This window comes from Tritonibacter horizontis, from assembly GCF_001518015.1.
GTDB classification, from domain to species: domain Bacteria; phylum Pseudomonadota; class Alphaproteobacteria; order Rhodobacterales; family Rhodobacteraceae; genus Epibacterium; species Epibacterium horizontis.
Genome location: NZ_LPUY01000098.1, coordinates 15,631 through 37,551, shown reverse-complemented (window position 1 = coordinate 37,551; position 21,921 = coordinate 15,631). Strand labels below are relative to the sequence as shown.

21 protein-coding genes and 1 other RNA gene are annotated in these 21,921 nt (G+C 60.4%); 9 read left to right on the top strand and 13 right to left on the bottom strand.

Features of this window, described 5'->3' with window-relative positions; genetic code table 11:
• Nucleotides 1-60: 60 nt before the first annotated feature.
• The 9 genes from TRIHO_RS18990 to TRIHO_RS18950 all read right to left on the bottom strand — a co-directional run bounded on the left by TRIHO_RS18990 (nucleotide 61) and on the right by TRIHO_RS18950 (nucleotide 10,783).
• Nucleotides 61-2,583, bottom strand: a complete 2,523-nt coding sequence (locus TRIHO_RS18990) for a DUF3772 domain-containing protein (protein WP_068247471.1) — start codon at nucleotides 2,581-2,583, stop codon at nucleotides 61-63.
• 5 nt (nucleotides 2,584-2,588) lie between these two features.
• Nucleotides 2,589-3,623 carry a cysteine synthase A gene (locus TRIHO_RS18985; protein ID WP_068247469.1) on the bottom strand — a complete coding sequence of 345 codons (1,035 nt, stop codon included), beginning with the start codon at nucleotides 3,621-3,623 and terminating at the stop codon, nucleotides 2,589-2,591.
• Between the two features lie 82 nt (nucleotides 3,624-3,705).
• On the bottom strand, nucleotides 3,706-4,845 hold the full coding sequence (locus tag TRIHO_RS18980; protein ID WP_068247466.1) for an NUDIX domain-containing protein: 1,140 nt from the start codon (nucleotides 4,843-4,845) through the stop codon (nucleotides 3,706-3,708).
• 23 nt (nucleotides 4,846-4,868) lie between these two features.
• Complete coding sequence (locus tag TRIHO_RS18975; RefSeq protein WP_068247452.1) at nucleotides 4,869-5,312, bottom strand: TrgA family protein; 444 nt, start codon at nucleotides 5,310-5,312, stop codon at nucleotides 4,869-4,871.
• A 117-nt stretch (nucleotides 5,313-5,429) separates the two neighbouring features.
• Nucleotides 5,430-6,854: a cryptochrome/photolyase family protein gene (locus tag TRIHO_RS18970; protein ID WP_068247451.1), complete on the bottom strand. Its 1,425-nt coding sequence runs from the start codon at nucleotides 6,852-6,854 to the stop codon at nucleotides 5,430-5,432.
• A gap of 27 nt (nucleotides 6,855-6,881) precedes the next feature.
• Entirely contained in the window at nucleotides 6,882-8,099 is a 1,218-nt protein-coding gene (locus TRIHO_RS18965) for an aminotransferase class V-fold PLP-dependent enzyme (RefSeq protein WP_068247449.1), read from the bottom strand.
• A 174-nt stretch (nucleotides 8,100-8,273) separates the two neighbouring features.
• Nucleotides 8,274-9,269 carry an acryloyl-CoA reductase gene (acuI, locus tag TRIHO_RS18960; protein ID WP_068247448.1) on the bottom strand — a complete coding sequence of 332 codons (996 nt, stop codon included), beginning with the start codon at nucleotides 9,267-9,269 and terminating at the stop codon, nucleotides 8,274-8,276.
• Nucleotides 9,270-9,307: 38 nt separating this feature from the next.
• On the bottom strand, nucleotides 9,308-9,979 hold the full coding sequence (locus TRIHO_RS18955; protein ID WP_068247480.1) for a DUF1326 domain-containing protein: 672 nt from the start codon (nucleotides 9,977-9,979) through the stop codon (nucleotides 9,308-9,310).
• A 30-nt stretch (nucleotides 9,980-10,009) separates the two neighbouring features.
• Nucleotides 10,010-10,783, bottom strand: coding sequence for a DUF2182 domain-containing protein (locus TRIHO_RS18950; RefSeq protein WP_207498746.1), 774 nt, complete (start codon nucleotides 10,781-10,783; stop codon nucleotides 10,010-10,012).
• Nucleotides 10,784-10,910: 127 nt separating this feature from the next.
• Between TRIHO_RS18950 and TRIHO_RS18945 the strand changes: the two genes are divergently transcribed.
• The 5 genes from TRIHO_RS18945 (at nucleotide 10,911) to TRIHO_RS18925 (ending at nucleotide 14,799) form a co-directional block, all read left to right on the top strand.
• On the top strand, nucleotides 10,911-11,651 hold the full coding sequence (locus tag TRIHO_RS18945; RefSeq protein ID WP_068247445.1) for a FadR/GntR family transcriptional regulator: 741 nt from the start codon (nucleotides 10,911-10,913) through the stop codon (nucleotides 11,649-11,651).
• Between the two features lie 66 nt (nucleotides 11,652-11,717).
• Nucleotides 11,718-12,094: a transfer-messenger RNA gene (gene ssrA / locus TRIHO_RS18940) on the top strand.
• Between the two features lie 209 nt (nucleotides 12,095-12,303).
• On the top strand, nucleotides 12,304-12,738 hold the full coding sequence (locus TRIHO_RS18935; RefSeq protein WP_068247443.1) for an ester cyclase: 435 nt from the start codon (nucleotides 12,304-12,306) through the stop codon (nucleotides 12,736-12,738).
• A 174-nt stretch (nucleotides 12,739-12,912) separates the two neighbouring features.
• Nucleotides 12,913-14,202: a chromate efflux transporter gene (chrA, locus tag TRIHO_RS18930; RefSeq protein WP_068247442.1), complete on the top strand. Its 1,290-nt coding sequence runs from the start codon at nucleotides 12,913-12,915 to the stop codon at nucleotides 14,200-14,202.
• A 117-nt stretch (nucleotides 14,203-14,319) separates the two neighbouring features.
• Nucleotides 14,320-14,799 (top strand): SspB family protein, encoded by a 480-nt coding sequence (locus TRIHO_RS18925; protein ID WP_068247440.1) that lies wholly within the window; start codon nucleotides 14,320-14,322, stop codon nucleotides 14,797-14,799.
• A 45-nt stretch (nucleotides 14,800-14,844) separates the two neighbouring features.
• Here TRIHO_RS18925 and TRIHO_RS18920 read toward each other — a convergent pair whose 3' ends face one another.
• Nucleotides 14,845-15,420: a hypothetical protein gene (locus tag TRIHO_RS18920; protein ID WP_232367837.1), complete on the bottom strand. Its 576-nt coding sequence runs from the start codon at nucleotides 15,418-15,420 to the stop codon at nucleotides 14,845-14,847.
• Between the two features lie 285 nt (nucleotides 15,421-15,705).
• Between TRIHO_RS18920 and fumC the strand changes: the two genes are divergently transcribed.
• The 4 genes from fumC (at nucleotide 15,706) to TRIHO_RS18900 (ending at nucleotide 18,355) form a co-directional block, all read left to right on the top strand.
• Complete coding sequence (fumC, locus tag TRIHO_RS18915) at nucleotides 15,706-17,100, top strand: class II fumarate hydratase (RefSeq protein ID WP_068247434.1); 1,395 nt, start codon at nucleotides 15,706-15,708, stop codon at nucleotides 17,098-17,100.
• 116 nt (nucleotides 17,101-17,216) lie between these two features.
• The gene (locus tag TRIHO_RS18910; RefSeq protein ID WP_068247431.1) at nucleotides 17,217-17,825 is read left to right on the top strand and encodes a protein-methionine-sulfoxide reductase heme-binding subunit MsrQ; all 609 of its coding nucleotides are present in this window, start codon (nucleotides 17,217-17,219) and stop codon (nucleotides 17,823-17,825) included.
• A gap of 28 nt (nucleotides 17,826-17,853) precedes the next feature.
• Nucleotides 17,854-18,042 carry a DUF4169 family protein gene (locus TRIHO_RS18905; protein ID WP_068247428.1) on the top strand — a complete coding sequence of 63 codons (189 nt, stop codon included), beginning with the start codon at nucleotides 17,854-17,856 and terminating at the stop codon, nucleotides 18,040-18,042.
• A 61-nt stretch (nucleotides 18,043-18,103) separates the two neighbouring features.
• On the top strand, nucleotides 18,104-18,355 hold the full coding sequence (locus tag TRIHO_RS18900; RefSeq protein ID WP_082705214.1) for a ribbon-helix-helix domain-containing protein: 252 nt from the start codon (nucleotides 18,104-18,106) through the stop codon (nucleotides 18,353-18,355).
• 13 nt (nucleotides 18,356-18,368) lie between these two features.
• On the opposite strand, the gene TRIHO_RS18895 is transcribed toward TRIHO_RS18900, so the two are convergent.
• The 3 genes from TRIHO_RS18895 to TRIHO_RS18885 form a co-directional block, all read right to left on the bottom strand.
• The gene (locus TRIHO_RS18895; protein ID WP_068247426.1) at nucleotides 18,369-19,772 is read right to left on the bottom strand and encodes a cytochrome P450; all 1,404 of its coding nucleotides are present in this window, start codon (nucleotides 19,770-19,772) and stop codon (nucleotides 18,369-18,371) included.
• Nucleotides 19,769-21,016, bottom strand: coding sequence for a hypothetical protein (locus TRIHO_RS18890; RefSeq protein ID WP_068247423.1), 1,248 nt, complete (start codon nucleotides 21,014-21,016; stop codon nucleotides 19,769-19,771). Before TRIHO_RS18890 ends, TRIHO_RS18895 begins: the two co-directional genes overlap by 4 nt.
• A 69-nt stretch (nucleotides 21,017-21,085) precedes the next feature.
• Nucleotides 21,086-21,838, bottom strand: a complete 753-nt coding sequence (locus TRIHO_RS18885) for a cytochrome c biogenesis CcdA family protein (protein ID WP_068247421.1) — start codon at nucleotides 21,836-21,838, stop codon at nucleotides 21,086-21,088.
• Between the last annotated feature and the right edge of the window lie 83 nt (nucleotides 21,839-21,921).

The window sequence follows — 21,921 nt, the reverse complement described above, 5'->3', positions numbered from 1 at the left end:
ATCTTATCCCCACGTGCGGAAGGCGCCGCGCAATGGTGTTGAGGCCGGTGGTCTGAGCGGTCAGTCGTCGCTCTCTGGAGGGGCCGCATCCTGTGGCGTCAGGTCCGACACGTCGGGCTTAACCGGCGCGCTCTGGCCGGTGGTTGGCGCAGACGGTGGGGCCGACGGCTGCGGGGCAGCCGGGGCTGCCCGCAGGGCTTCTGGATTGCGGATCCACAGATCGCGCTGCGCGAAGGGTATTTCGATCCCTTCCTCGGCAAATCGTTTGGCGATCTCGTAGTTCATGTCCGATTTCACCGCCAGCACCCAGTTCACATCCCGAAGGATCGCACGGATCTCAAAATCGAGGCTATCGGCGCCGAAACCCTGGAAGACCACGGCAGGTTCGGGGTTGAACAAGACCATCGGATGCGACTTCGCCACTTCCAGAAGCAAAGCTTCGACGCGACGCGGATCGGTCCCGTAGGCGACCCCAACAGGCACGATGACGCGCCCCACCGTATTGCCGCGCGTATAGTTGGTGACGGTGCTTGTGATCAGATCCGAGTTTGGAATGATCACATCGGTCCGGTCGAATGTTTCGATCCGGGTGGAGCGGACCGAGATATCCCGGACGTAGCCCATCAGGCCGCCGACTTCGATCCAGTCACCCTTGGACACCGGACGCTCGATCAGCAGGATGATACCGGAGACGAAGTTCGACACGATGGTTTGCAGACCAAACCCGATCCCCACCGTCAGGGCACCGGCGACGATTGCAAGCGACGACAAATCAAGCCCCGCAGTCGAGACCGAGATCAGTGCCGCGAGGAAAATCCCAAGGTAGCCGACACCGGCGACGATCGCATTCTGCCCGCCCGGATCAATTTTCGTCTTGGGAAGCAACGAGGCGCGAAGGCTGCTTTGCAGCAGGCGGGTCAGAACGTAGCCGAGGGCAAAGACCACAACGAAGGTCAGAAAGATTGTCGGCGAGATTTTCGTCTCTCCGACATCGAATCCTTCGAGGAACCGCGACCAAAGCTCGGTCAGATCCGAAACTCGCGCGCCCCAGACCAGCGCCAGCACGGGCAGCGACAGCAGCGCCAGCACAAAGCCGGTAATGACCGCAAAGAGCGATTCCTCCGGTTGCTGTGTCTCGCGCGTGAGATAAATGTAGATATCGGTGAGGAACCGCTGCATCACGGTCAGGAAGATCACCACGCCAAGGGTCAATATGGTCGGATAAATCAGCCCGATGGCGGCGTTGATATACCCCAGCGCGCCAAGAACAGGCGCGGCAACCGCAATCAGAAACACCAATCGACGCAACACCGACATCGCACGACTGGCGCCAACCGCTATCGCACCATCATCCTCGCTTGACTCGGCCTCATCATCCGCCTGTTGGCGTCTGTGTCGGGCACTGAGCCGGTTCATCCGCGCCAACAGAAGCGATGCCACCAGAACCAGAGGCCAGCTCAGAACCGCCATCGTCCCGCTATCGAAATTCTCGATGGCGTCGAGACGGCGCAACACGAGTTGCACCACCAGAACCACGACAAGAGAGCCAAACAGCACGCGAAGCTGCCCTTGTGAGCGCGGCTCATACGGGATCAGTTCGTTGGAAATTTGGTAGACGGAGAGCCGCTCGCCGAGCCAATGCGACGCAAATAACAGAAAGGACCAGAGCGGGACATGGTTCAACACCAGGGTTCCCCGCACGCCGAGCACACCAGACAGATCAAACACGCGCACCAGCAGCAACGTGCCCACATAGGGCAACAGAACCTGCAGCAGAGACACGATAAACCGCCAGACCCCTGACCCGCGCCCGCCCAATTCGCGCAGGTAGTTCCCTGCCCGATGCGCCCAATGCCGGCCCCGGCCCAACAGCAGAAGCGCAAACCCGCCCAACAACAAGAGGATCGGCAAGCGTTCGGCGATGGTTTCGCGGGTGGAAGCACGGCTCAGGAGTGACGAGGTTTCGCTATAGAAGGCGCGAAAAACGCTGGTGGTATCGCTCAGCGCACGGGGCCAGTTCTCCGGGTTCACCGGCATCGGTGACCGTTCCAGCAGCTTGCGGGTTGCCCTTTCGCGGATCAGCTTATCGATCTCGGCAATCAAGCCCTGCGCCCGACTGTAGCCCAGATCCGCAAGAACCTGAGGTGCGGTCAGCTCTGCCAACTGCCGCTTCAACTCGATGCGCAGCTTGGTGATATTCTCCGGTTCCGGTTCCTTGGTTTCGTCCTCGGGAACCGCCCCAAGCGCGTCGATCTGAGCGCGCAGCGTCTTGATCCGGTCCGCGCTCTGGCTGCCTGCGGTGAGAAACTGCTGCCGGTAAGCGGTCAGATCCAGCCGCAGGGTTTCAAGCGCCCCATTGGACGCTTTTCTGGTATCCAGCACTTTTTCGGCACGCTCTGCCGTGTTCTGCCACTCATCGTAGTAGTCGCCAATTGGCCCGGAGGCGATGGATTGCGCCAGCTCGCGTGCCACAGAAAGACCGGCATCGCCAGCGCGCGCCTGCTGCGCCTGTGCCTGCAGTGGCACCAACACGCAAGCCAGCCACAACAGGCCGACTTGGAGCATTCTTTTCAAGTCGGCCATGGCAGTCAGATGTCCTCGAACACACCGGGGATAGACGCAGGGCTATGCGTCATCCAGTCTGGCACCGGCAACCCCTTGTCCCGCAGGAAATCGGGATTGAACAGTTTTGACTGATAGCGCGTGCCATAGTCACAAAGCACCGTCACAATCGTATGACCCGGTCCCAGATCCCGCGCCAGTCGCACCGCACCGGCGATGTTTATGCCCGATGAACCGCCCAGAACCAGCCCTTCCTCGTGAAGCAGGTCAAACACATATGGCAACGCTTCCTGGTCCGAGATCTGATAGTTGAAATCCGGCACCAACCCTTCAAGGTTTTTGGTGATCCGTCCCTGGCCGATGCCCTCGGTGATCGAGGAGCCTTCGGCCACCAGTTCGCCTGTCGTGTAAAAGGAATAGAGCGCCGCGCCAAACGGATCGGCCAAACCGATTTTCACGCCCTTGGGCTGCAGCACATCGGCGATCCCCGCCAGGGTGCCACCGGAGCCAACAGCGCAGACGAACCCATCGACCTTGCCGCCGGTCTGGTCCCAGATCTCCGGGCCTGTGGTCTCGACATGAGCCTGCCGGTTGGCAACGTTGTCGAACTGATTGGCCCAGATCGCACCGTTGGGTTCTGTCTTGGCCAGTTCCGCCGCAAGACGCTCCGAATAACGGACATAGTTATTGGGGTTCTTGTAGGGGGCCGCTGGCACCTGCACCAACTGTGCCCCTGCAAGGCGCAACATGTCCTTTTTCTCTTCGGACTGCGTTTCCGGGATCACGATGACGGTCTTGAACCCCATGGAGGCGCCGACCAATGCCAGACCGATCCCGGTGTTGCCGGCTGTCCCCTCGACAATCGTACCACCCGGTTTCAACGCGCCGCGTGCAATCGCGTCCTTGATGATATAGAGCGCGGCCCGGTCTTTGACCGACTGACCGGGGTTCAAGAACTCCGCCTTGCCAAGTATTTCGCAACCGGTTTCATCACTGACTTTGTTCAGTCGGATCAGAGGGGTATGGCCGACCGCATCGGCCAGATCGCGTGCAATGCGCATTGGGGGTCCCTTTCGCTCGTTCTCTTTTGATGTAGCGGCCACGTGAAGCGATCACAAGGGCGCGGACTGGCGAGTCGTGCTGTCAGCCGAATTCGGCGCGAAGACGGTCCCTGTGACGCGCCAGCCAGAGTGCCGCTGTCACCAAAGGCATATCCTGAAAAGTACGATTGTCCACGCCTTGCATCAATTCTTGGAACGAGATGACTTTACTGCGGATGTCTTCGCCCTCGCTCGGCACGCCGCCGCCGCCCTCAATCGAGGAAAAATCGGTAAGACCGCAGAAAATATGGACATATTCGCCGGACGACCCGCTGGAAGGATAGAGGCTGGCGACAGGCTCCAGGTGGCTTACCTCCAGCCCGGCCTCCTCGAGTGTTTCGCGCCGCGCGGCCTCCTCTGGCGTTTCGCCGGGGTCCATCAGGCCCGCTGGCGGCTCCAGCGTCCAGGGCGACACTTCACCGGCGATAAAGATTGCGGCACGGAACTGTTCGATCAACAACACCGCATCGCGCTTGACGTCGTAGGGAAGCAGCACCGCCGCTTCGCCAACCAAAAGGACGCCCCGATTGATCAACGGTCCCATGGTGCCATCAAACTTGCGATGCTGAAGGTCCATCTCCTCCATCGCGAAAAAGTTGATATACTCCCGCTTGTGCGCATGCACGATCACATCACGCGCCAGATCATGGTCAGGGTCAGATTGACGGCTCTGAGCCCGGCACCAGGCATTGGCACGGATCCGCATGGAATAGAGCGATTTTGTCAGATCTGACGCCGGTTTGCGGCCCTGAAACGCCATGATTTCGCGCGCCATGCAGGCCGCGACGTCTGCCCAATCCTTTGCCCAGTCCCGAAGATCGGCGGCCGCGCCGTCCAGCTCTGAGGTTTCTGGTTCCACCTCGCGCTCGGCCAGGGTGAAAGCCTGCACCGTGACTGGCCCGCGTTCGGCCTCAACTTCAACCGATAAACATTTGCGACCAAAGCTCATTTCATAATGCGTGATCGCCTCGACCTGCAGATCCGTCAGCCCCCGGACCAACAGACCGCCGACTTGCGCTCCCGTTTGTGGCACCACCGCTGGATGATGCGCCGGGTCACAAATGACCAAGGCGTGATCGCGCAGGATCGCCGGTGCCGTGTGGTCCGGCGAAAGGTCGCGACCAAGCACCCTGTCCAACACATTCGGCAGCGCAAGCGCCCCGGCAACAAATACATCCGTCACAAATGACCCTTTCGAAATCTGTTTTATTTCCAGCGTTTTGCGGCTTGCTCAGTCACAAACCCAGCCAAAAGCCCGCCGATCGCGATCGTCAGCAATACGTTCGGAACTGCCATGATAAAGAAGTATTCCAACCCGATTGTGAATATCGCGGCAACCGCCTCGAAGGGGCCATCGTAAACATGACGGTGGGCCAGGCGAAACATCTCGACCGCGCCCTGCAGGAATAGCCCCAGCAGCACCATCACAGCCGCCCCCGTCAGCCCGTTGTTCAGCCCCGGCACAAATCCACGGCCTGCCCGCGCGCCCATGACCTTCCATCCAACAAGGAAACCCAACCCCATGTTAACATAGGTAAAATACCCAAAATCCGTGCCTTCTGGCATCAGCGGTATGATCTGCCCGGACAAGATAAAGGCAAGGACCGCAAGGCAAAGCGCTGCCACGAGGCGTCCGGCAGTAGGGTTCATGTGAGGGTCATCCTGAAAATAGCTGCATTCTTCGCCACGGTATGCGCGCGGCCCTCGCAAATCCAGTGGCCGGGTTCATTTTTCCGCTGCGCGTCATTGTCGTGCCGAAACAACCGGCTACTGGGCGCTCTTGCGGTTCTCATACGCGAGAAGCGCACGTTCCCGGCCTTCCTTCAATCCGATCATCGGCTCGCAGCGGTTGGCGCTGGCAGACAAGCCCCAGCTCTGTGGCGCTGCGGCAAAGAAATCAAGCGCGGTTTGCGGCGGCGCTGCCTGGCCCTCTGCCAGCCATTGGCGAACATAGCTGCCTTTGGGATCAAATTTGTCACGCTGGCCATCTGGATTGAAAATGCGAAAAAACGGTGCCGCGTCAGGGCCAGAGCCCGCCACCCACTGCCACCCCAGGGCGTTGGCGGCGGGATCCCAATCGACCAGGCAATCCGCAAACCAGTTCAACCCGAGTTTCCAATGCAACATCAGATGCTTGGTCAGGAAACTTGCCGTGATCATCCGGGCCCGGTTGTGCATTTTTCCGGTCACATACAACTCGCGCATGGCCGCATCGACAAAGTCATACCCGGTCTGGCCCTTCTGCCAGCGCGACAGAGCCTGCCCGCCGGTTTCATCCCAGGCAAAGGCATCCCACTCCGGGCGCCAGTTGCGCGTCAGGATCCCGGGAGACTGAAACATCAGGTGATAGGCAAACTCACGCCAGACGACCTCTTTCAGAAAATGCTCGGCGCCGGGCGTTCCTGCATCTTGCGCCGCCAGCCCGCGATGCCACAGCCGGTGCGGACTGATCTCCCCCCATGCGAGGTTCTCCGACAGCTCCGAGGTCGCCGCGCGTGCCGGAAAATCACGGTCTGTCTTGTAGGTTGCCGCGCGCTCCTCCAAGAAAAGGTCAAGCTGGTCCAGCGCCAGATCCTCGCCCACCCGGCAATGCTGCGCGACAATGTCGGCCCCGCGATGCATCGCGGCGTCCATGGCGAACGTCTCAAGCTCGGCGCTTTGCGGCCATGCTGCGGGCGCGCGAAGGCTCGCTGGGCGGTCAGACAAAGGCGCGACGCTGCGGTCGCGCACGGCCTTCCAGAACGGCGTATAGACCTTGAACGCGCCCCCGGCCTTCGTTGCCACCGTCCAAGGTTCGAACAACAGATGTCCGCCAGTCGATTTCGCCTCTATATCAAGTGCTTTGAGCCGCTCCTTGATCTGCGTATCACGCGAAATCGCCTGCGGATCATAGGCCCGTGACCAGATCACCCGCGCGGCCCCCGTTTCGCTGAGCACCTGTTCCAGTACCTCCAGCGCATCGCCCCGCCGCAGAATCAGACGGCTTCCCACCCCCTTCAGCGTGGTCGCAAAACGTGCCAACCCCAGACCGAGACGAAATTTCGGCGCCGCGCCCAATGCTTCGTCCAGTGGGTCGTGGATATAGAGCGGGATAACAGGTGCGCCGGTTGCCACCGCCGCCGAGAGGGCGGGATTGTCGCGCAAGCGGAGATCACGCCTGATCCACCAGATGACAGGCCGAGTGTCGGTCATTGAGCAATTTCCTTGATCGTCAGCAGGTTACAAGACCTGATCTAGGGCCGTGATCAGTGCTGTCACCTCCTCTTCGGTGGTGTAGTGGGTAAAGCTTAACCGCAGGACCCCCTGCACCGGATCAAGCCCCATGGCGGCAAGGGCGCGCCCGGCGTAGAAATCGCCGCCTCCGGCCATGATGCCATGATCCGCCAAACGCCGCGCCACTGGCTCTGCCGGTCGCCCAAGGCCAAGCGCAACAGTCGGCGCACGGTCTTCGGCATGCGACGGGCCGAGAAGCCTTACATCGTTGCGATCCTTGACTGCGTCCAGCAAGGGTTGCAGCAATTTGATCTCGCGCTGGCGCATCAGGTCGTGGACAAAATCGCCAAGCGCCGGCCCCTGGGCCATCTTCGCGCCGTGATGGCGGGCAAACAGTTCGAAATAATCGACCATGCCGGCACAAGCCGCGACCTGGGCGTGATCTGGCCCCGAGGGGGTGAATTTCTTATAGGGCACATCGCCGTTGAAAACATGAGCCTGGTTTGGCAACAGATCCGCCAGCGCCGGGTTGATGACCATGATCCCCTGATGTGGTCCATAGGTTTTATACGCTGAAAACAGATAGATATCCGGCCCAAGCTCGCCCAAATTCGGCAGCCCATGGGGGGCATAGGACACCCCGTCAACACAGACAAAGGCACCCGCCGCATGGGCCAGTGCGGTGATTTCGGTCACCGGATTGATTTCGCCGACCACGTTGGAGCAATGCGGAAAACAAACCAGCCGGACGCTTTCGTCCAGCAAACGCTCCAGATCGGCCGGATCAAGATGTCCGGTTGCGGGGTCAATCTGCCACTCCCGGACCTCAATCCCCGCATCGGCCAGCCTGCGCCAAGGTCCACTGTTTGCCTCATGGTCCTGATTTGTCACGACAATCGCTTCGCCGGCTTTCAGAAACTGCCGAAAGGCCTGTGCCAGAACATAGGTGTTCTGCGTGGTGGACGGCCCGAAACTGAGGTCGCGCGGCGCAACGCCCAACATCGCGGCCAAACGGCTGCGCGCCTCATCCATTTCCGCGCCTGCGCGTTCAGATGCGGCATAGGGGGCATAGGGCTGGACTTTGTGCTCGGTGTAGAACCGGAACAGTCGATCAATCACCTGACGGCAGGTGAAGGACCCCCCGGCGTTTTCAAAAAAGGCCTGCCCCTGGAGGCGCTCCTGCGAGAAGGCGGGAAACTGGTCGCGGACAAAGTCGATATCCATGGCTCTTTCACCTCTTACGAGCGGATTGTCCGCAAGAGAGTGCAAGTTCAGGCGGTAAGATCAAGAGTGGAAACGATGTTTGGCCGTCTTCACCACAGGTTCGCGGCCAAGCCCTCCCGGCAACTGCGCGGGAGGGCGGAAGGCGGAGGCAAATGTCCGCTAACACATTGTGGCTCAGCCGTTCAAATCGACGACCACGCGGCCTTTGATCTGGCCAGACAGGATCTCGGCGCCCAATTGCGGCAATTCGGCCAGAGTGGCGGGTTGCACCATCGCCTCCAGCTTATGCATCGGCAGATCCGTCGCGATGCGTTGCCAGGCTCGCAGACGATTGTCGTAGGGCTGCATCACGGAATCGATCCCCAGCAGGTTCACGCCCCGCAGAAGAAACGGAATGACCGTCGTCGGCAAAGCAGCGCCGCCTGCGAGGCCAACAGCCGCCACAGAGGCCCCGTATTTCATTTGCCCAAGGACCCGAGCCAGCATCTCGCCGCCGACGGCATCAATACAGCCCGCCCAGGTCTCGCTCTCCAGCGGACGCTTCACGACCGCGTTAATATCGCCGCGCGCCACGATCTGAGTGGCGCCAAGGCTGCTGAGATAGTCGGCGGTTTCCGGTCGGCCCGTGACCGCAGCCACCTCATAACCGAGATGCGCCAGGATCGCCGTTGCGACGGATCCCACACCGCCCGCAGCGCCCGTGACCAACACCGGGCCGTTGCCGGGCTTCAGCCCCTGATCCTCGAGCGCCATAACCGCCAGCATGGCGGTGAAGCCGGCCGTCCCGACGGCCATCGCCTGACGCGGATCAAGGCCCTCGGGCAAGGGGACAAGCCAGTCTGCTTTTACGCGGGCCTTCTGCGCATAGCCGCCCCAATGGGCTTCTCCGACACGCCAGCCGGTCAACACGACCTTGTCGCCCGGCGCATAGCGCGCATCGGAGGAGGCCTCCACCGTGCCGGCGAAATCTATCCCGGGCACATGCGGGTAGTTGCGCACCAGACCGCCCCCCTTCGCACTGAGGCACAGGCCATCTTTGTAGTTCACCGTTGAGTAATCGACCGAAACGGTCACGTCACCGTCCGGCAAGTCGTCCATGGTCAGCGTTTCAATTGCGGCGGTGGCGGTGCCGGTCGCTGTGTCCTGCTTCATAACAAGAGCTTTGAACATATTAAATTTCCTTATGATTTCGAATTCTCGCGCGCCTGCTAGCGAGGACCGTTCCAGTCGATCTGACAGATCTCGGCCGAACGGCCATCAAAGTCCCAAACCCGGCCAAAGGCCCGGACGCGGCCCTTTGTGGCGGTCGCGACCGTGATGTCGGCCCCCATCCAGTATTCGGTGTTTGTTACCACGATGTCCTCCTCGCTGTTGGCCCCGCCAACGGGGACAACCTCGCCATGGATCTGCTTGCCCACGATCAGACGGCGGGTTTTGCCCTCGGTTTCGAACAGGACCGGTGCACGTTCGGCGCCGAGGAACTCGCTCACCAAGACCTTGAACAGGCCGGTTGTGCCCTTCGCTTTGCCAGAAAAAATGTCGATCAGACCGTTGTAGGCATCGTCGTCGGCGCGCTCGTCGATATAGGCGGCGGCCTTCCAGTTTCCGCGCGCCATCAGCCCTGGGATCTCCAGGATCAGGCCAACATTGAGACCGGACAGATCGGCGTCACCGAAATGCCCTTCATCAATGCGGACCCCCGCCCAGGCCTGGCAGTAGCCTTCGGTGGGCGGGTGCTTGCCCAGGGACACGACGCAGGGACAAAAGACGGTGCAATTGCAATTCAGGATCAGCTCGCCCTTGATCGCCCAAGGCACCGTCCCCTGCCCCGACTTTTGTGCGCCGGGATGACGGTTGTCGATCCGCGCCGCCGTTTCCATCCGATCATTTGCCATTGTGTTTTCCTCCCTCTAGAATTGTGTCGCGATCGTCCAAAGACCACCTGCCAGCAGAACCGCCCCCATTGGGCGGGTCAGCCAGCGGCCGATCTCTGGCAACTTTTCAAGCACCATGAACAGGGTCGCGAGCCCCATAAAAACAAGGTTCATGACCCCGCCGACGAAGGCCAGCAGCATCAGCGCCCAACAGCAGCCAAGACAAGCCGCCCCCAGCCGCACCCCGTTGCGCAAGGCCCCCTCGTCCCAATGCTGCATGAAAAAAACAAGCGGCCTGCGGCATCGGCTCAGGCAGGCCTCCTTGAGCGGTGTGAACTGGTAGCCCCCCGCAAGCACAAGCAACACCCCCGACAACAGGCCAGAGCGGCTGTCGCCGAACACGCTGACCAGATCGGCCCGCAGCAATATCATCTGCGCCAGCGCCGCCACGACGGAAAAGCCACACCAGACGACCATATACCCCAGAACCAAGCGGCCAAATCTGGTCTCTGCCGTCGAATGTCCAAGATCCTCATAGGTGGCAAAAGCAGGCAACGCGGTTGGAGCCATCATCGCCGCTGACATCAAGGCCCACATCAGTACCATCCTGGTGCCGCCCGCCGCGTCAGGGGTCATGGTACAGAGCAAAAGCCAGAATTCCGCGCCATAGGCCGCGCCTGCAGCGCGCAATCCCTCCGGCACCGACATCAGGAACAACGCACTCCAGGCCGACAGGATGCCACCAAAGAGCAGCAGCCAATGCCACCCGGTCATCCGGTGTAAATTCTGTGCAAGGCGCGTTCTGGGCATGGTCACGCTGGTGGCCTTTCAGGTATTCGATGTGAGTCGAAAAGTCTTGTGAATCAAATGTCAGACTTTTAAATGTCTGACAAATGAAAAAAGATCAGGGCACCATGAACGTGAGGGAACAGACCGGATGAAGATCGACCCCAACAGCCCTGCGGATCTGTCGGCGCAGATTGCCAATGCCATTCGCGACGCGATCATTGCCGGGGCCCTCATCGTCGACGAACGCCTACCTTCGGAGGCGGAACTGTCCGAACAGTTTCAGGTCTCCCGCTCCACCGTGCGCGAGGCGCTGAAACGGTTGGCGGCGCAATCCCTGATCCGCACCCAGCGTGGCGCCACCGGTGGCGCCTTTGTCAATCGGCTGAGCTTTGAGGATGCCTATAGCCAACAAGTCACCACCTCGACCCTGCTACTGAGCATGAATGCCGTGAGTTTCGATACGGCCTGCGAGGCCCGCTATGCGTTGGAACGGGCATGCGCGCCATTGTCTGCCAGCCGACGGTCCGCCGATCAGCTGGCCACCATGCGCGCCGAGATCTTTCGCCAGAGCCAGCCCGGCCTGACGGATGAGGCCTTCTGCGCCTCTGATGTCGCCTTTCACCGGGCTCTGGTTGACGGCGCGCATAATCCGGTGCTGTCCTATCAGCTCGCCGGAGCGGTCGAGGCAATGCAGCCGCTGATGAACATGATTACATTCACCGCCCGTGATCGTGCGGTCATACTTGCGCTGCACGGGCGCATTGCCGACTCGATTGACAGCGGCGACGGGGACCGCGCGGTCGCAGAGCTGACGGCACTCGAAGACGAGACCCGCAAACTTGCCGCAGATGTCTTTGCCCGCCGCGCCACCCGCGCGGCCCAAAGCTGAACGGACGGCCAAGCCGGGCGGCCTTGCACCTGCCACCAGCGCCACCTCACAAGGGGGCTGTCATTTCCTCTTTAACTCCGGCGCCGCACGACCTATATATGTGTCGTTCCCTTGGGAACTATGGACATAAACGCGCTCATAATAAACGGATCGGACCCGGGGGCGGTACCCGGCGGCTCCACCAACCTACCACTGGCTGTTTCTTTCGTTTGAAGAGATTGTTCAGGACTGTGGGGCCGAAATAGGATCGACGGACGTCTAAAAGGGTTAGCTTTGTCTCGGCTGTCTGCCACCGTTACCGGCGAAAACAGTACAATTGCAAACGACAATCGTGCTCCGGTTGCTCTGGCTGCGTAAGCAGTTCGAGTCGAACCGAACTTAAGTCCTTGGGCCTAGCAGCGTAAGGCGGGGTTCGCAGGTACCTGGCAACAGAAACCTGCACTTCCCCCTCTTGCGAAAATGGCCAGACCAAAAGAGTGTTGGAAAACAACGCTATATTTGGAAACTCTAAAATCCGCGCTGTGTTTTGTGGTAATTTCACGCCTTTTCACGTAGTCTTTACGGAGAATGGGCCCATCAGGTCTCGACTTTCCCTGAACGAGGCTTGTAGGTGGCGATCTTGTTACATTCCCGATTATGAAATGCATCTGAAATGAAAAACAGCGCATTGCTGCACCTCTGGTTCGAAGAAGTCTGGAACAAAGACAACCTCGACATCGTGGACGAGCTGCTTGATCCCGACGTGATCTTCAACGGCGCCCTGGATGCGGTGGTCTCGCCTGGCGTGGATTATAAGGAAGTCGTGACCGCGATGAAGGCGTTGCTGGACCAGATCAAGGTCACGGTCACCCATAGCATCGAGGACGGCGACCTGGCGATGGTGCGTGTCCGGGTCGATGCGCTCGACAGTTCTCATCGGCGCAAGCTAGATTTCACTGGGCAAATGTTGGTAAGGGTTCGCAACGGTCGCTTCTTCGAATTCTATTCGAATTTTGACTATCTCCGGATGTTTGAACAGCTTGGCCAGATCCCAACCGATGCGCTTCCGGTCTGCCTGACCGGAGAGCGACTGGTCTGGGTCGAATAACACCCGCCAATAGCACCTGCCATCGGCCCGTATTTTTACCAAATTCTGTCATCGGACAACGGCCAGCCCAATTGGCGCGGCCGATGTTTTTTTAGACCCCAGCTCAGTTTAGCACTCTGGCGTGCCCCTTGTGTCTGCTACAAGGCATTGACTCTATTTGCTGGGGCTCAGACCATGGCGACGCCAACTTCGATCACGCAAGCCCCCCCGACCTGGTCGGCGTTGCTGCAATGTTTTGGCCTGATCGGGCTGTTGAGTTTTGGCGGCCCGGCTGCCCAGATCGCCCTGATGCATCGCGAGCTTGTCGACAGGCGGAACTGGCTCAATGAGGCGCAGTTCCTGCGCGGGCTGTCCTTTTGCATGTTGCTCCCCGGACCAGAAGCCATGCAACTTGCCACCTATACCGGCTGGCGATTGCGCGGCACGGCGGGGGGATTGCTGGCCGGCGGTCTGTTTGTTCTGCCCGGGGCAGTGGTCATCGCCGCTCTGGTCTGGCTCTACGTCGCCTTTGGCACCCTCCCCGTGGTCCAGGCCGGATTTCTCGGGATCAAGGCGGCCGTCCTTGTGATCGTCCTTCAGGCCCTGTCACGGATCGCCAAAAAAGCGCTCAAGACTCCGTTGGCCTGGGGCTTGGCGCTGGCCGGATTTGTCGCCATTTTTGCGCTGAACCTGCCCTTTCCTCTGGTGGTTCTTGCGGCGGGGCTGATCGGGGTATCCCTCCGGCCAGGCGCGCCGGAAGCAGCCGAGGCCACAGCCATACCTGTGCCATCAAACCATTGGCGCATGATCGCAATTTGGGTTGGATTGTGGCTATTTCCACTGTGCGGATTGTCGCTGATCGGCGCTGAATTTCTCGCCGCTATCGGCTGGTTTTTTGCCAAGCTTGCGGTCGTAACCTTCGGCGGGGCCTATGCGGTGCTTGCCTATATGACCCAAACCGTGGTGAGCACCCATGGCTGGATCAGCACCGGCCAGATGATAGACGCGCTTGGTCTGGCCGAGACCACGCCCGGCCCGCTTGTGCTGGTCACGCAATTTGTGGCCATGCTGGCAGGCGCGCAACTTGGCGGTTGGCCGCTTGCGCTGGCGGCCGGTGGCGTTGCGCTCTGGGCGACATTTATCCCTTGTTTTCTTTGGATTTTTGCGGCTGCGCCTTATGTCGAACGCATTACTCATCAGCCCCGCCTGAGGGGTGGACTGGAGGCGATCACCGCTGGCGTGGCCGGGATGATGCTCAATCTGTCCGTCTGGTTTCTGCTGCACTTCCTGTTTCATGCCCAGAACATCCTGTCGATCGGCCCGCTCGCCCTGCCCGCCCCGGACCTTGACAGTCTGGCCCCAAAGGCGCTGCTATTGACGGTGATCGCACCGATGGTGGCATGGGCCGTCGGTGGGCGGATCTTTTGGCTGCTGGCCGCCATGGCGGGCCTCGGGGTGATTGCAGATCGGTTGCCGCTGGGCTAAAGACCCTTAGCTTGGCTTGCAATGCCTTCTGATTAGGTCCAAAACTGGTCAGGAACAGGTCGGCTTCGCCGCGCGACTGCGCCCAATCCGGACCGAGCAGACACAAGGGGTGAGACGATGTCCCGAGAGATCGACTATGGAAACCTGATGCACCGCGCCATGCGTGGGTTGATCCGCAATGTACTGGACGACATTGCGGCGAACGGCCTGCCGGGCGCGCATCATTTCTTCATCACCTTCGACACCTCGCATCCCGATGCGGAACTCGCGGATTGGCTCTCGGACCGCTATCCCGGCGAGATGACCGTCGTGATGCAGCACTGGTTTGACAATCTCGATGTCGGTGAAGAAGGCTTTGCCGTGACCCTGAATTTCGGCGACTCCCCCGAACCGCTCTATATCCCCTATGACGCGATCAAGACCTTCGTCGACCCTTCGGTCGAATTCGGCCTGCGGTTCGAAAGCACCGAAGAAGACAGCGACGACGATCTGGAACCGTTGGAAATCTCCGACGAACCTATCGAGCAAGACGCGCAAACCTCTGCCGATAAAAAGAAAAAGGCCGAGATCGTCTCGCTGGACAGTTTCCGCAAGTAATCAACCGCGCGGAAGGCGGCACATCGCCAGACCAGAACGCGCGGGCTATTCAGAGCGGTTGAGAAACGTTGTCACCGTGCGCGCCGCGACACCATTGCGATGCAGTGAAAAATCAAGCCGCAGCCCGCCATCGGCCAGGCTCCGGTCATATTGCTGCATCAGATAGTCGCCGTTCTCCGCGACATAGAGCGAAAAGACGGTCAGTGTATCCTCAATCACCCGCGCCCAGATAAAGGGTTCCCCCTTCATCGGGTTCATCTGAACCGTGTGACCGAACACATTGGTCTTCATCGCAGCTGAATAGACCCCCCGCCGTTCCGAAGGCTGGAACTCAATCTCGTAATTCTTGGTTTTCTCACGTCCGTCAGCGCGCCGGATGGCGGTACTCCACTGAACGGCGAACCCGTCTTCGGTTTCCCAGATGCTGACGCTCATATCGCGTTGCTCTGCTTCACCGTTAAGCTGCACCACCTCTGCGCTGCCGGTATAGGTGCCAACAAACTGGCGCAGATCCGCCGCAGCCCGGGCCACCTGTGTCGTCAGCAACAGGGCCAGCCCGCCGAGAAACAGCGCCAGAAGCAATGCACGCGGGTCCGGCAAAACCTGGGTTCTGGGGGCCATGGTTCCGGCTCGTTGGTGTGCGATCCTGCGCATAATATGGCCTCAAGTATTTCAATTGATGGGGTGCCGCAGCCGCGACTCGTATCTAGTGTAATCTATGCATCCTTGCCAAACTGGCAATGGCACTTGCGGAACTGGCACAGTATACCACCAACCAGTGCCCCGCCCTATCCCTGTTCAGCGTATCAGACCAATTGCACTGGATCGCCAAGAGGGGTAAACGGCATACATAAGTATACCACCTGATCCCCTCAGGTCATCGATCCAGCGACGGAGACAGACACAATGTCGAATACCCGCACCGAAACAGACAGCTTTGGCCCGCTTGAGGTCCCTTCCGACAAATACTGGGGCGCACAGACCCAGCGGTCGATCATGAACTTCCCGATTGGCTGGGAAAAACAGCCCATCGCCATCGTGCGCGCGCTCGGCGTCATCAAAAAGGCCTGTGCCATGGCCAACCAGGCCTCTGGCAAGCTGGACGACAAGATCGGATCCGCGATCATTCAGGCGGCGGGCGAAGTGATCGAGGGCAAGTTCGACGACAACTTCCCGCTGGTGGTGTGGCAGACCGGGTCCGGCACCCAGTCGAATATGAACTCTAACGAGGTCATCGCCAACCGCGCGATCGAAATTCTCGGTGGGGTGATCGGGTCCAAGGATCCAGTGCACCCGAACGACCATTGCAATATGGGGCAGTCTTCCAATGACACCTTCCCCACAGCGATGCATATCGCCACCGCCATGTCCGTGCGCGACGTGCTGCTGCCGGGCCTGACCAAGCTGGCCGAAGGGCTCGAGGCCAAATCGGAAGAATTCAAAGACATCATCAAGATCGGCCGCACCCATACGCAGGATGCAACGCCGCTGACGCTGGGCCAGGAATTTGGCGGCTATGCCCACCAGATCCGCCAGGGGCTCGCCCGGATCGACGCCGCGATGCCCGGCATCTATGAGCTTGCGCAGGGCGGAACCGCCGTCGGCACCGGTCTGAACACGGTTCAGGGCTGGGGCGAAGAAGTCGCCGCCAATATGGCCGAAATCACCGGCCTGCCCTTTGTCACGGCGCCCAACAAATTCGAAGCGCTCGCCGCCCATGACGCCATGGTGTTCCTCTCCGGCGCGCTCGCGACCATCGCAGGCAGCTGCTACAAGATCGCCAATGACATTCGCTTTCTCGGGTCCGGTCCCCGCTCGGGTCTGGGCGAATTGATCCTGCCGGAGAACGAACCCGGGTCTTCGATCATGCCGGGTAAGGTCAACCCGACCCAGGCCGAGGCGCTGACCCAGGTGGCCGCCCATGTCATGGGCAACGATGCCGCGATCAAATTCGCCGGCAGCCAGGGCCATTTCGAGCTGAACGTCTACAACCCGATGATGTCCTACAACCTGCTCCAGTCGATCCAACTGCTGGGCGACGCCGCCGACAGCTTCACCGAACGGATGCTGAATGGCATTCAGGCCAATGGCCCGCGCATCGAAAAACTGATGACCGAAAGCCTGATGCTGGTCACCGCGCTGGCGCCCACCATCGGCTACGACAATGCGACCAAAGTGGCCAAGACTGCGCATAAAAACGGGACAACCCTGAAAGAAGAGGCGGTTCGTCTCGGATTCGTGGACAGTGAAACCTTCGACAAAGTGGTCCGCCCCGAGCAGATGATCGGCCCAAAGTCCTGAACTGAAACGATAAAACAAGAAAACACGCCGGATTTTCGGCGTGTTTTAACTTCATGGCCTTAGGCGTGCCCCAGTCTGTTTTTAACGTCAGGCAACCGTCAAAAACGGAGCCTGCCATGCCTCGCCTACACGATCAGTTGTTCTGGTTTCTTCTTTCCATTCCGGCGATCCTCATCGCCTATCAAGCCTACATGTCCACGGATCCGCGTATTTTCGGGGAATTGGCGCATCCGGCCGCGGAATTCTCTGCACGGCTGATGATCATCGCGATGATGACCACGCCGCTGACCCTGCTCTTCAAGGGCCAGTCCTGGACAAGATGGCTGCGCAAGAACCGCCGCAGTCTCGGCATCGCGTCCTTTGCCTATGCCTTGCTGCATACGACCTTCTATATGATCGACCGGAATTCTCTCGCGGGGATGGTGTCCGATGTCTCGCAGCTCTATATCATTGCAGGCTGGGCGGCGCTTGCGATCTTGATCCCGATCACGGTCACCTCTTGCGATTTCTTCGTCAAGAAACTGGGGCCGCGTTGGAAAACCCTGCAACGGTGGAGCCACCCGGCCGTGGCACTGGTGCTGCTGCATTGGGCCGCGATCAACGATTGGGCCCACCCCGCCGAAGCCATCCTGCATTTCGCGCCGCTTCTGCTGTTGCAGGCCTATCGCGTCTGGTATTGGTATCTTCGCCCGCGGCCGGTCCGCCAGCGCAGCGTGGGTATCTAAGCCTCCACAACCTTGATAGATTATCCAGATGAGCGACGTCGTAAACCTCAACCGATTCAGAAAACAGAAGGCGCGAACCGAACAAAAGGCGCGCGCCAATGAAAACGCGGTGAAATTTGGCCGCTCCAAAGCGGTGAAAGCCCTGGATCAGACCGAAGCGACCATGCAGCACAAGCACCTCGACCGGCACCGGATCGACGACAAGACGCCCGAGTGATGCACCGCGAAGGACCTGCCTTGCTGCAAGCCTGCAGATGCGTTTGCACCGGATCTCGGTCATGTTGAACCAGCGCCCAAAAAAACGGTCGCTGACGCTGCGGGGACACCGCACGTCGGTATCGCTGGAAGATGCGTTCTGGGTCGAATTCAGACAGCTTGCCCGCCAACAGAACCGCGCCATCAACGAATTGGCCGCCGAAATCGACGAAGCGCGCGGAACCGACTGCGGACTGGCCTCCGCCATACGGCTGTTTGTCTTGCAGGCCCTGCAGCACAAACTGGGCCAGCAGGACTCACCGGCTCCCGACTGACCCCGGCTCGGCCTCACCCGCCCTGGCGCGGTGTCAGCCGCAACCAAATGCCGTTTTTCGACCGCACCGTCAGATGCGCCACCGGTTCGGGCACCTGGCCCTCGACACGCGCGACCCGGTAGCGTTGCAACAGATGTGCCAGCACCAACACCCCTTCAAGCATCGCAAACCCCGCCCCCGTACAGACCCGTGGCCCGGCAGAAAACGGCATATAGGCGGTTCGGGCGCTGTCTTTTCCGGTGTCGGTCTGCCAGCGGCCCGGATCAAACCCATCCGGGTTCTCCCATAACCGGGTGTGCCGATGCAGATGCCAGGGGCTCAGCACCATCTGCGATCCTTTCGGGATCTGACGGTCGCGGAAGGTGTCCGGCGATTGTGCCTCGCGGACCATCATCGGAACGGGCGGGTAAAGGCGCAGCGTTTCGCGGAAAACATCCCGTGTGGTGCGCAGCCGGGTGACAGCGGAAAAGTCCGCTGTGCCATGTTCCGCGACCTCTTGCGCGACGCGCGCCTGCCACTCGGGATAGTCCGCCATCAGATACAGCGCCCAGCCAAGCGCCGAGGCGCTGGTTTCGTGCCCCGCGAGGAAAAAGATCGCGACCTGATCGACCATTTCTTCGGTATCAAACCCCAGGCCGCTTTGCGGATCGCGGGTTGTCATGATCTTGGTCGCAAGATCCTGCGGCGCTGTCCCTGCCGCAATCTCGGCCATCCGCGCCTCGGTCAGCGATGCAATAAGCCGCCGGATCCGCCTGGCGTTCTCCCGCGTGCCCTTTGGGTAGAACCTTGGCATCCAGCACGGCAAGGGCACAAAGGCAGCAAGGTTCAGGATCGGCTGCGCCTGCTGATAGGCGCGAAACCTGCTGAACACCTCCGCTGCGACCTCATGTTCAATCGGGATCGAAAACAGCGTGCGAAAAATCACATCCGCGGCGATATGCGATGTGACCGCCTCGATTTCGACCGGCGTGCCATCGGCATCCGCCGCCAGCCGGTCCGCGCCCGCCTGCGCGGCCGCCAGCATGGCCGGAAAACTCTGCTTTAGGCGCCCGCCTTCGAATGCGGGATCAATGATCCGGCGCTGGCGTTTCCAGGTGTCGCCATTGGTCAGAAAAACAGAATTGCCCAGAAGCGGCCGCAACCCCTCGCCGACGCGATCCGATTTTGGAAAATCATCGGGACGCTGTTTCAGCAGGACGTCGACCAGCTCTGGCTGATTGACCAGGAACGAGCGGAAAAAGGGCGTCCGGAATTCAGCCATCCACGCACGATAAAGCCGCGCCGGTTGCGCCGACAGGATATCGGCACGGAACAGTTTCAGATAGCGCCAGAGCGACACCCTGTCCGGCCGGGTGGGCGGTTTTGGCGGTCGTTTCGCGCCAGGCTCCGTCTCTGATGGCTCCGCCTCAGATGTCATCGGCGCGCCACCGTCGTGTAGCGGTTCACGGGCGTCGCCAGACGAGACCGCGAATGCCGCCGATCGCGATAGCGGGCCGCCAGCGTCCGAGGTCCGGCCGTGATCTGAAAATAGTCATAGTCGCGGGGCGCATCAAAGGCGCAAAGATACTGAAAATGCAGACGAAAGTATCGCCGTTTCAGGGACTTCCACCGCGCCGGACTGAGGCTCTGGGTGAAGGCGGCGGAAAAAACAACCGGCCAGCGCTGGTCTTCGGTCGCCACTCCGGTGACCGCAACCGGATCGCAAAGCGCAAAGGCGCAGCCATCCCCCGGCGCGGTGACATCGTACCATGGGACTTCTGTTTGCACGGCAAGCGCGGCGAGATCCCGGCGCAAGCGATCCGCGCCCGGGAGGAAGGAAACCATCGGCACGACCTGACCCAGACTGAGAAAACCAAGCGCCGGACGGCGCTCTGGCAGGCCCTCATGCAGCACATCCGACAGCACAGATACGCCCAGATGCGCCCCCGAGGAATGGCCGACCACCAGCACCTCATCCACCGCGTTTTCGACCACAGTAGCCCGGATTACGGCGGCAAATTCCGCCATGCGCGCCTCCAACTCTGGCGGGTTCTGGCCCCAGCCGCCGGCGGAATAGGCATAGTCATGCATCAGGTAGTAGGCGAACAGCTTGTTGTCACGGGCCTTGAAGGCCATCAGCAGCGCAATGGCTGCGCCGGCGGCCATCACGATCTGAAGCATCCGCACAAGGGAGACCGACAGGCTCGCAAAATCCGACAGGCTCCCGATGGACCAGGCCACCCCAGCCCCGAACGCCAGCGCCACGAGCGCTTGCCCCAGCAAAATCACCACCGGGTAGAGCGCCGCGATCACCGGACCCTGGCGCAGTTTCGTCAACCGCCACAATGCGCCGGATGAAATGTAAATCCACGCGGTTCGCAGCAGCTGCAGGTAGGTCGCCGCCACCGAGGTCCGCATGCTGTCCTTGACGATGTCCGACCAGACCAGAACCTCCACATCGGTTTCCACCTGTTCGCCGTCAATCCGCGCGCTGACATGCCAGCCATAAGGCCCCTTGGTGGTCTTTGGCGTCAGTTCCAGCTCGTAGCCCGACACAAGCGCCTGCGCCCGCCCCTCCGTGCGATACAGCTCTCGGTAGCGGCGCGGGTGGAACGGATCATAGCCCGGAATGTAAAAAACGTGGCGCCTGCGCACCTGTGACGAAGTTAGTGAACTGCTCATGGTCCTGATCTTTGCTGACGAAACCCTAGCGCAGGTTTCGGCGCAGGGTAAGTCAGCTTGTGCAGAGACTTAGCCCAGCCGTGCCAGCGCCGGAAAGGTTTCAAGCAGCCAGAAGGAAAAGCTGGAGAAAAGCCCGGTGACCAGCATAACCCCGACCAAGAGCAGCAGCCCGCCCATGATCCGTTCAATCAGCCTCATGTGGCGCTTGATACGGTTCATCAGCACCATCGAACGGGTGAGGAAAATCGCTGCCAACAAGAATGGAACCCCAAGTCCAAGCGCATACACCCCCAGCAGAAGGGTGCCCCGGGTGAGGGATGCCTCCGACGCGGCAAGGGATAGAATCGCACCCAGTTGCGGGCCGATACAGGGCGTCCAGCCAAAGGCGAATGCCAGCCCCAGCACATAGGCGCCCAGCACAGACCCTCCTGCCTCGCCGGTCTCCATTCGGGCCTCGCGGTCGAGCAATGGAATGCGAAAGACCGACAGGAAGTGCAGACCAAAGATGATCACCACCACGCCAGAGGCACGGGCAAACAGCACCTGATTTTGCAGCACAAAGGCGCCAAAGGCCGACGCGGTGAACCCCAGCAGCAAAAATACGGTCGACAATCCAAGCACAAAGAACATCGCCGCCAATATCGCCTTTCGGCGGGCAGCGGCGGTGCCTTGGATTTCGCCAATGGTGACACCGCTCATATAGGCAAGATAGGGCGGCACAATGGGCAGCACGCAGGGGCTGAGAAAGCTGATGATTCCGCCAACCAGTGCGACGAATATCGCAGGCAGCAGGCTGGCGTCTATGATCTCGATTCCAAACATGTTTCTTCCTTAGACCAGCGCCGCCACGGCGTCACCTGCACGCGATGTCACATCCCTGTGGACAGGCTGTAACACGCAGCGTA

Bases quoted from the DNA above. Each gene is read 5' to 3' on its own strand.
- TRIHO_RS18990 (WP_068247471.1), bottom strand. From the start codon at position 2,583: ATGGCCGACTTGAAAAGAATGCTCCAAGTCGGCCTGTTGTGGCTGGCT.
- TRIHO_RS18985 (WP_068247469.1), bottom strand. From the start codon at position 3,623: ATGCGCATTGCACGCGATCTGGCCGATGCGGTCGGCCATACCCCTCTG.
- TRIHO_RS18975 (WP_068247452.1), bottom strand. From the start codon at position 5,312: ATGAACCCTACTGCCGGACGCCTCGTGGCAGCGCTTTGCCTTGCGGTC.
- TRIHO_RS18970 (WP_068247451.1), bottom strand. From the start codon at position 6,854: ATGACCGACACTCGGCCTGTCATCTGGTGGATCAGGCGTGATCTCCGC.
- TRIHO_RS18965 (WP_068247449.1), bottom strand. From the start codon at position 8,099: ATGGATATCGACTTTGTCCGCGACCAGTTTCCCGCCTTCTCGCAGGAG.
- acuI (WP_068247448.1), bottom strand. From the start codon at position 9,269: ATGTTCAAAGCTCTTGTTATGAAGCAGGACACAGCGACCGGCACCGCC.
- TRIHO_RS18955 (WP_068247480.1), bottom strand. From the start codon at position 9,979: ATGGAAACGGCGGCGCGGATCGACAACCGTCATCCCGGCGCACAAAAG.
- TRIHO_RS18950 (WP_207498746.1), bottom strand. From the start codon at position 10,783: ATGCCCAGAACGCGCCTTGCACAGAATTTACACCGGATGACCGGGTGG.
- TRIHO_RS18945 (WP_068247445.1), top strand. From the start codon at position 10,911: ATGAAGATCGACCCCAACAGCCCTGCGGATCTGTCGGCGCAGATTGCC.
- TRIHO_RS18935 (WP_068247443.1), top strand. From the start codon at position 12,304: ATGAAAAACAGCGCATTGCTGCACCTCTGGTTCGAAGAAGTCTGGAAC.
- chrA (WP_068247442.1), top strand. From the start codon at position 12,913: ATGGCGACGCCAACTTCGATCACGCAAGCCCCCCCGACCTGGTCGGCG.
- TRIHO_RS18925 (WP_068247440.1), top strand. From the start codon at position 14,320: ATGTCCCGAGAGATCGACTATGGAAACCTGATGCACCGCGCCATGCGT.
- TRIHO_RS18920 (WP_232367837.1), bottom strand. From the start codon at position 15,420: ATGGCCCCCAGAACCCAGGTTTTGCCGGACCCGCGTGCATTGCTTCTG.
- fumC (WP_068247434.1), top strand. From the start codon at position 15,706: ATGTCGAATACCCGCACCGAAACAGACAGCTTTGGCCCGCTTGAGGTC.
- TRIHO_RS18910 (WP_068247431.1), top strand. From the start codon at position 17,217: ATGCCTCGCCTACACGATCAGTTGTTCTGGTTTCTTCTTTCCATTCCG.
- TRIHO_RS18905 (WP_068247428.1), top strand. From the start codon at position 17,854: ATGAGCGACGTCGTAAACCTCAACCGATTCAGAAAACAGAAGGCGCGA.
- TRIHO_RS18900 (WP_082705214.1), top strand. From the start codon at position 18,104: ATGTTGAACCAGCGCCCAAAAAAACGGTCGCTGACGCTGCGGGGACAC.
- TRIHO_RS18895 (WP_068247426.1), bottom strand. From the start codon at position 19,772: ATGACATCTGAGGCGGAGCCATCAGAGACGGAGCCTGGCGCGAAACGA.
- TRIHO_RS18890 (WP_068247423.1), bottom strand. From the start codon at position 21,016: ATGAGCAGTTCACTAACTTCGTCACAGGTGCGCAGGCGCCACGTTTTT.
- TRIHO_RS18885 (WP_068247421.1), bottom strand. From the start codon at position 21,838: ATGTTTGGAATCGAGATCATAGACGCCAGCCTGCTGCCTGCGATATTC.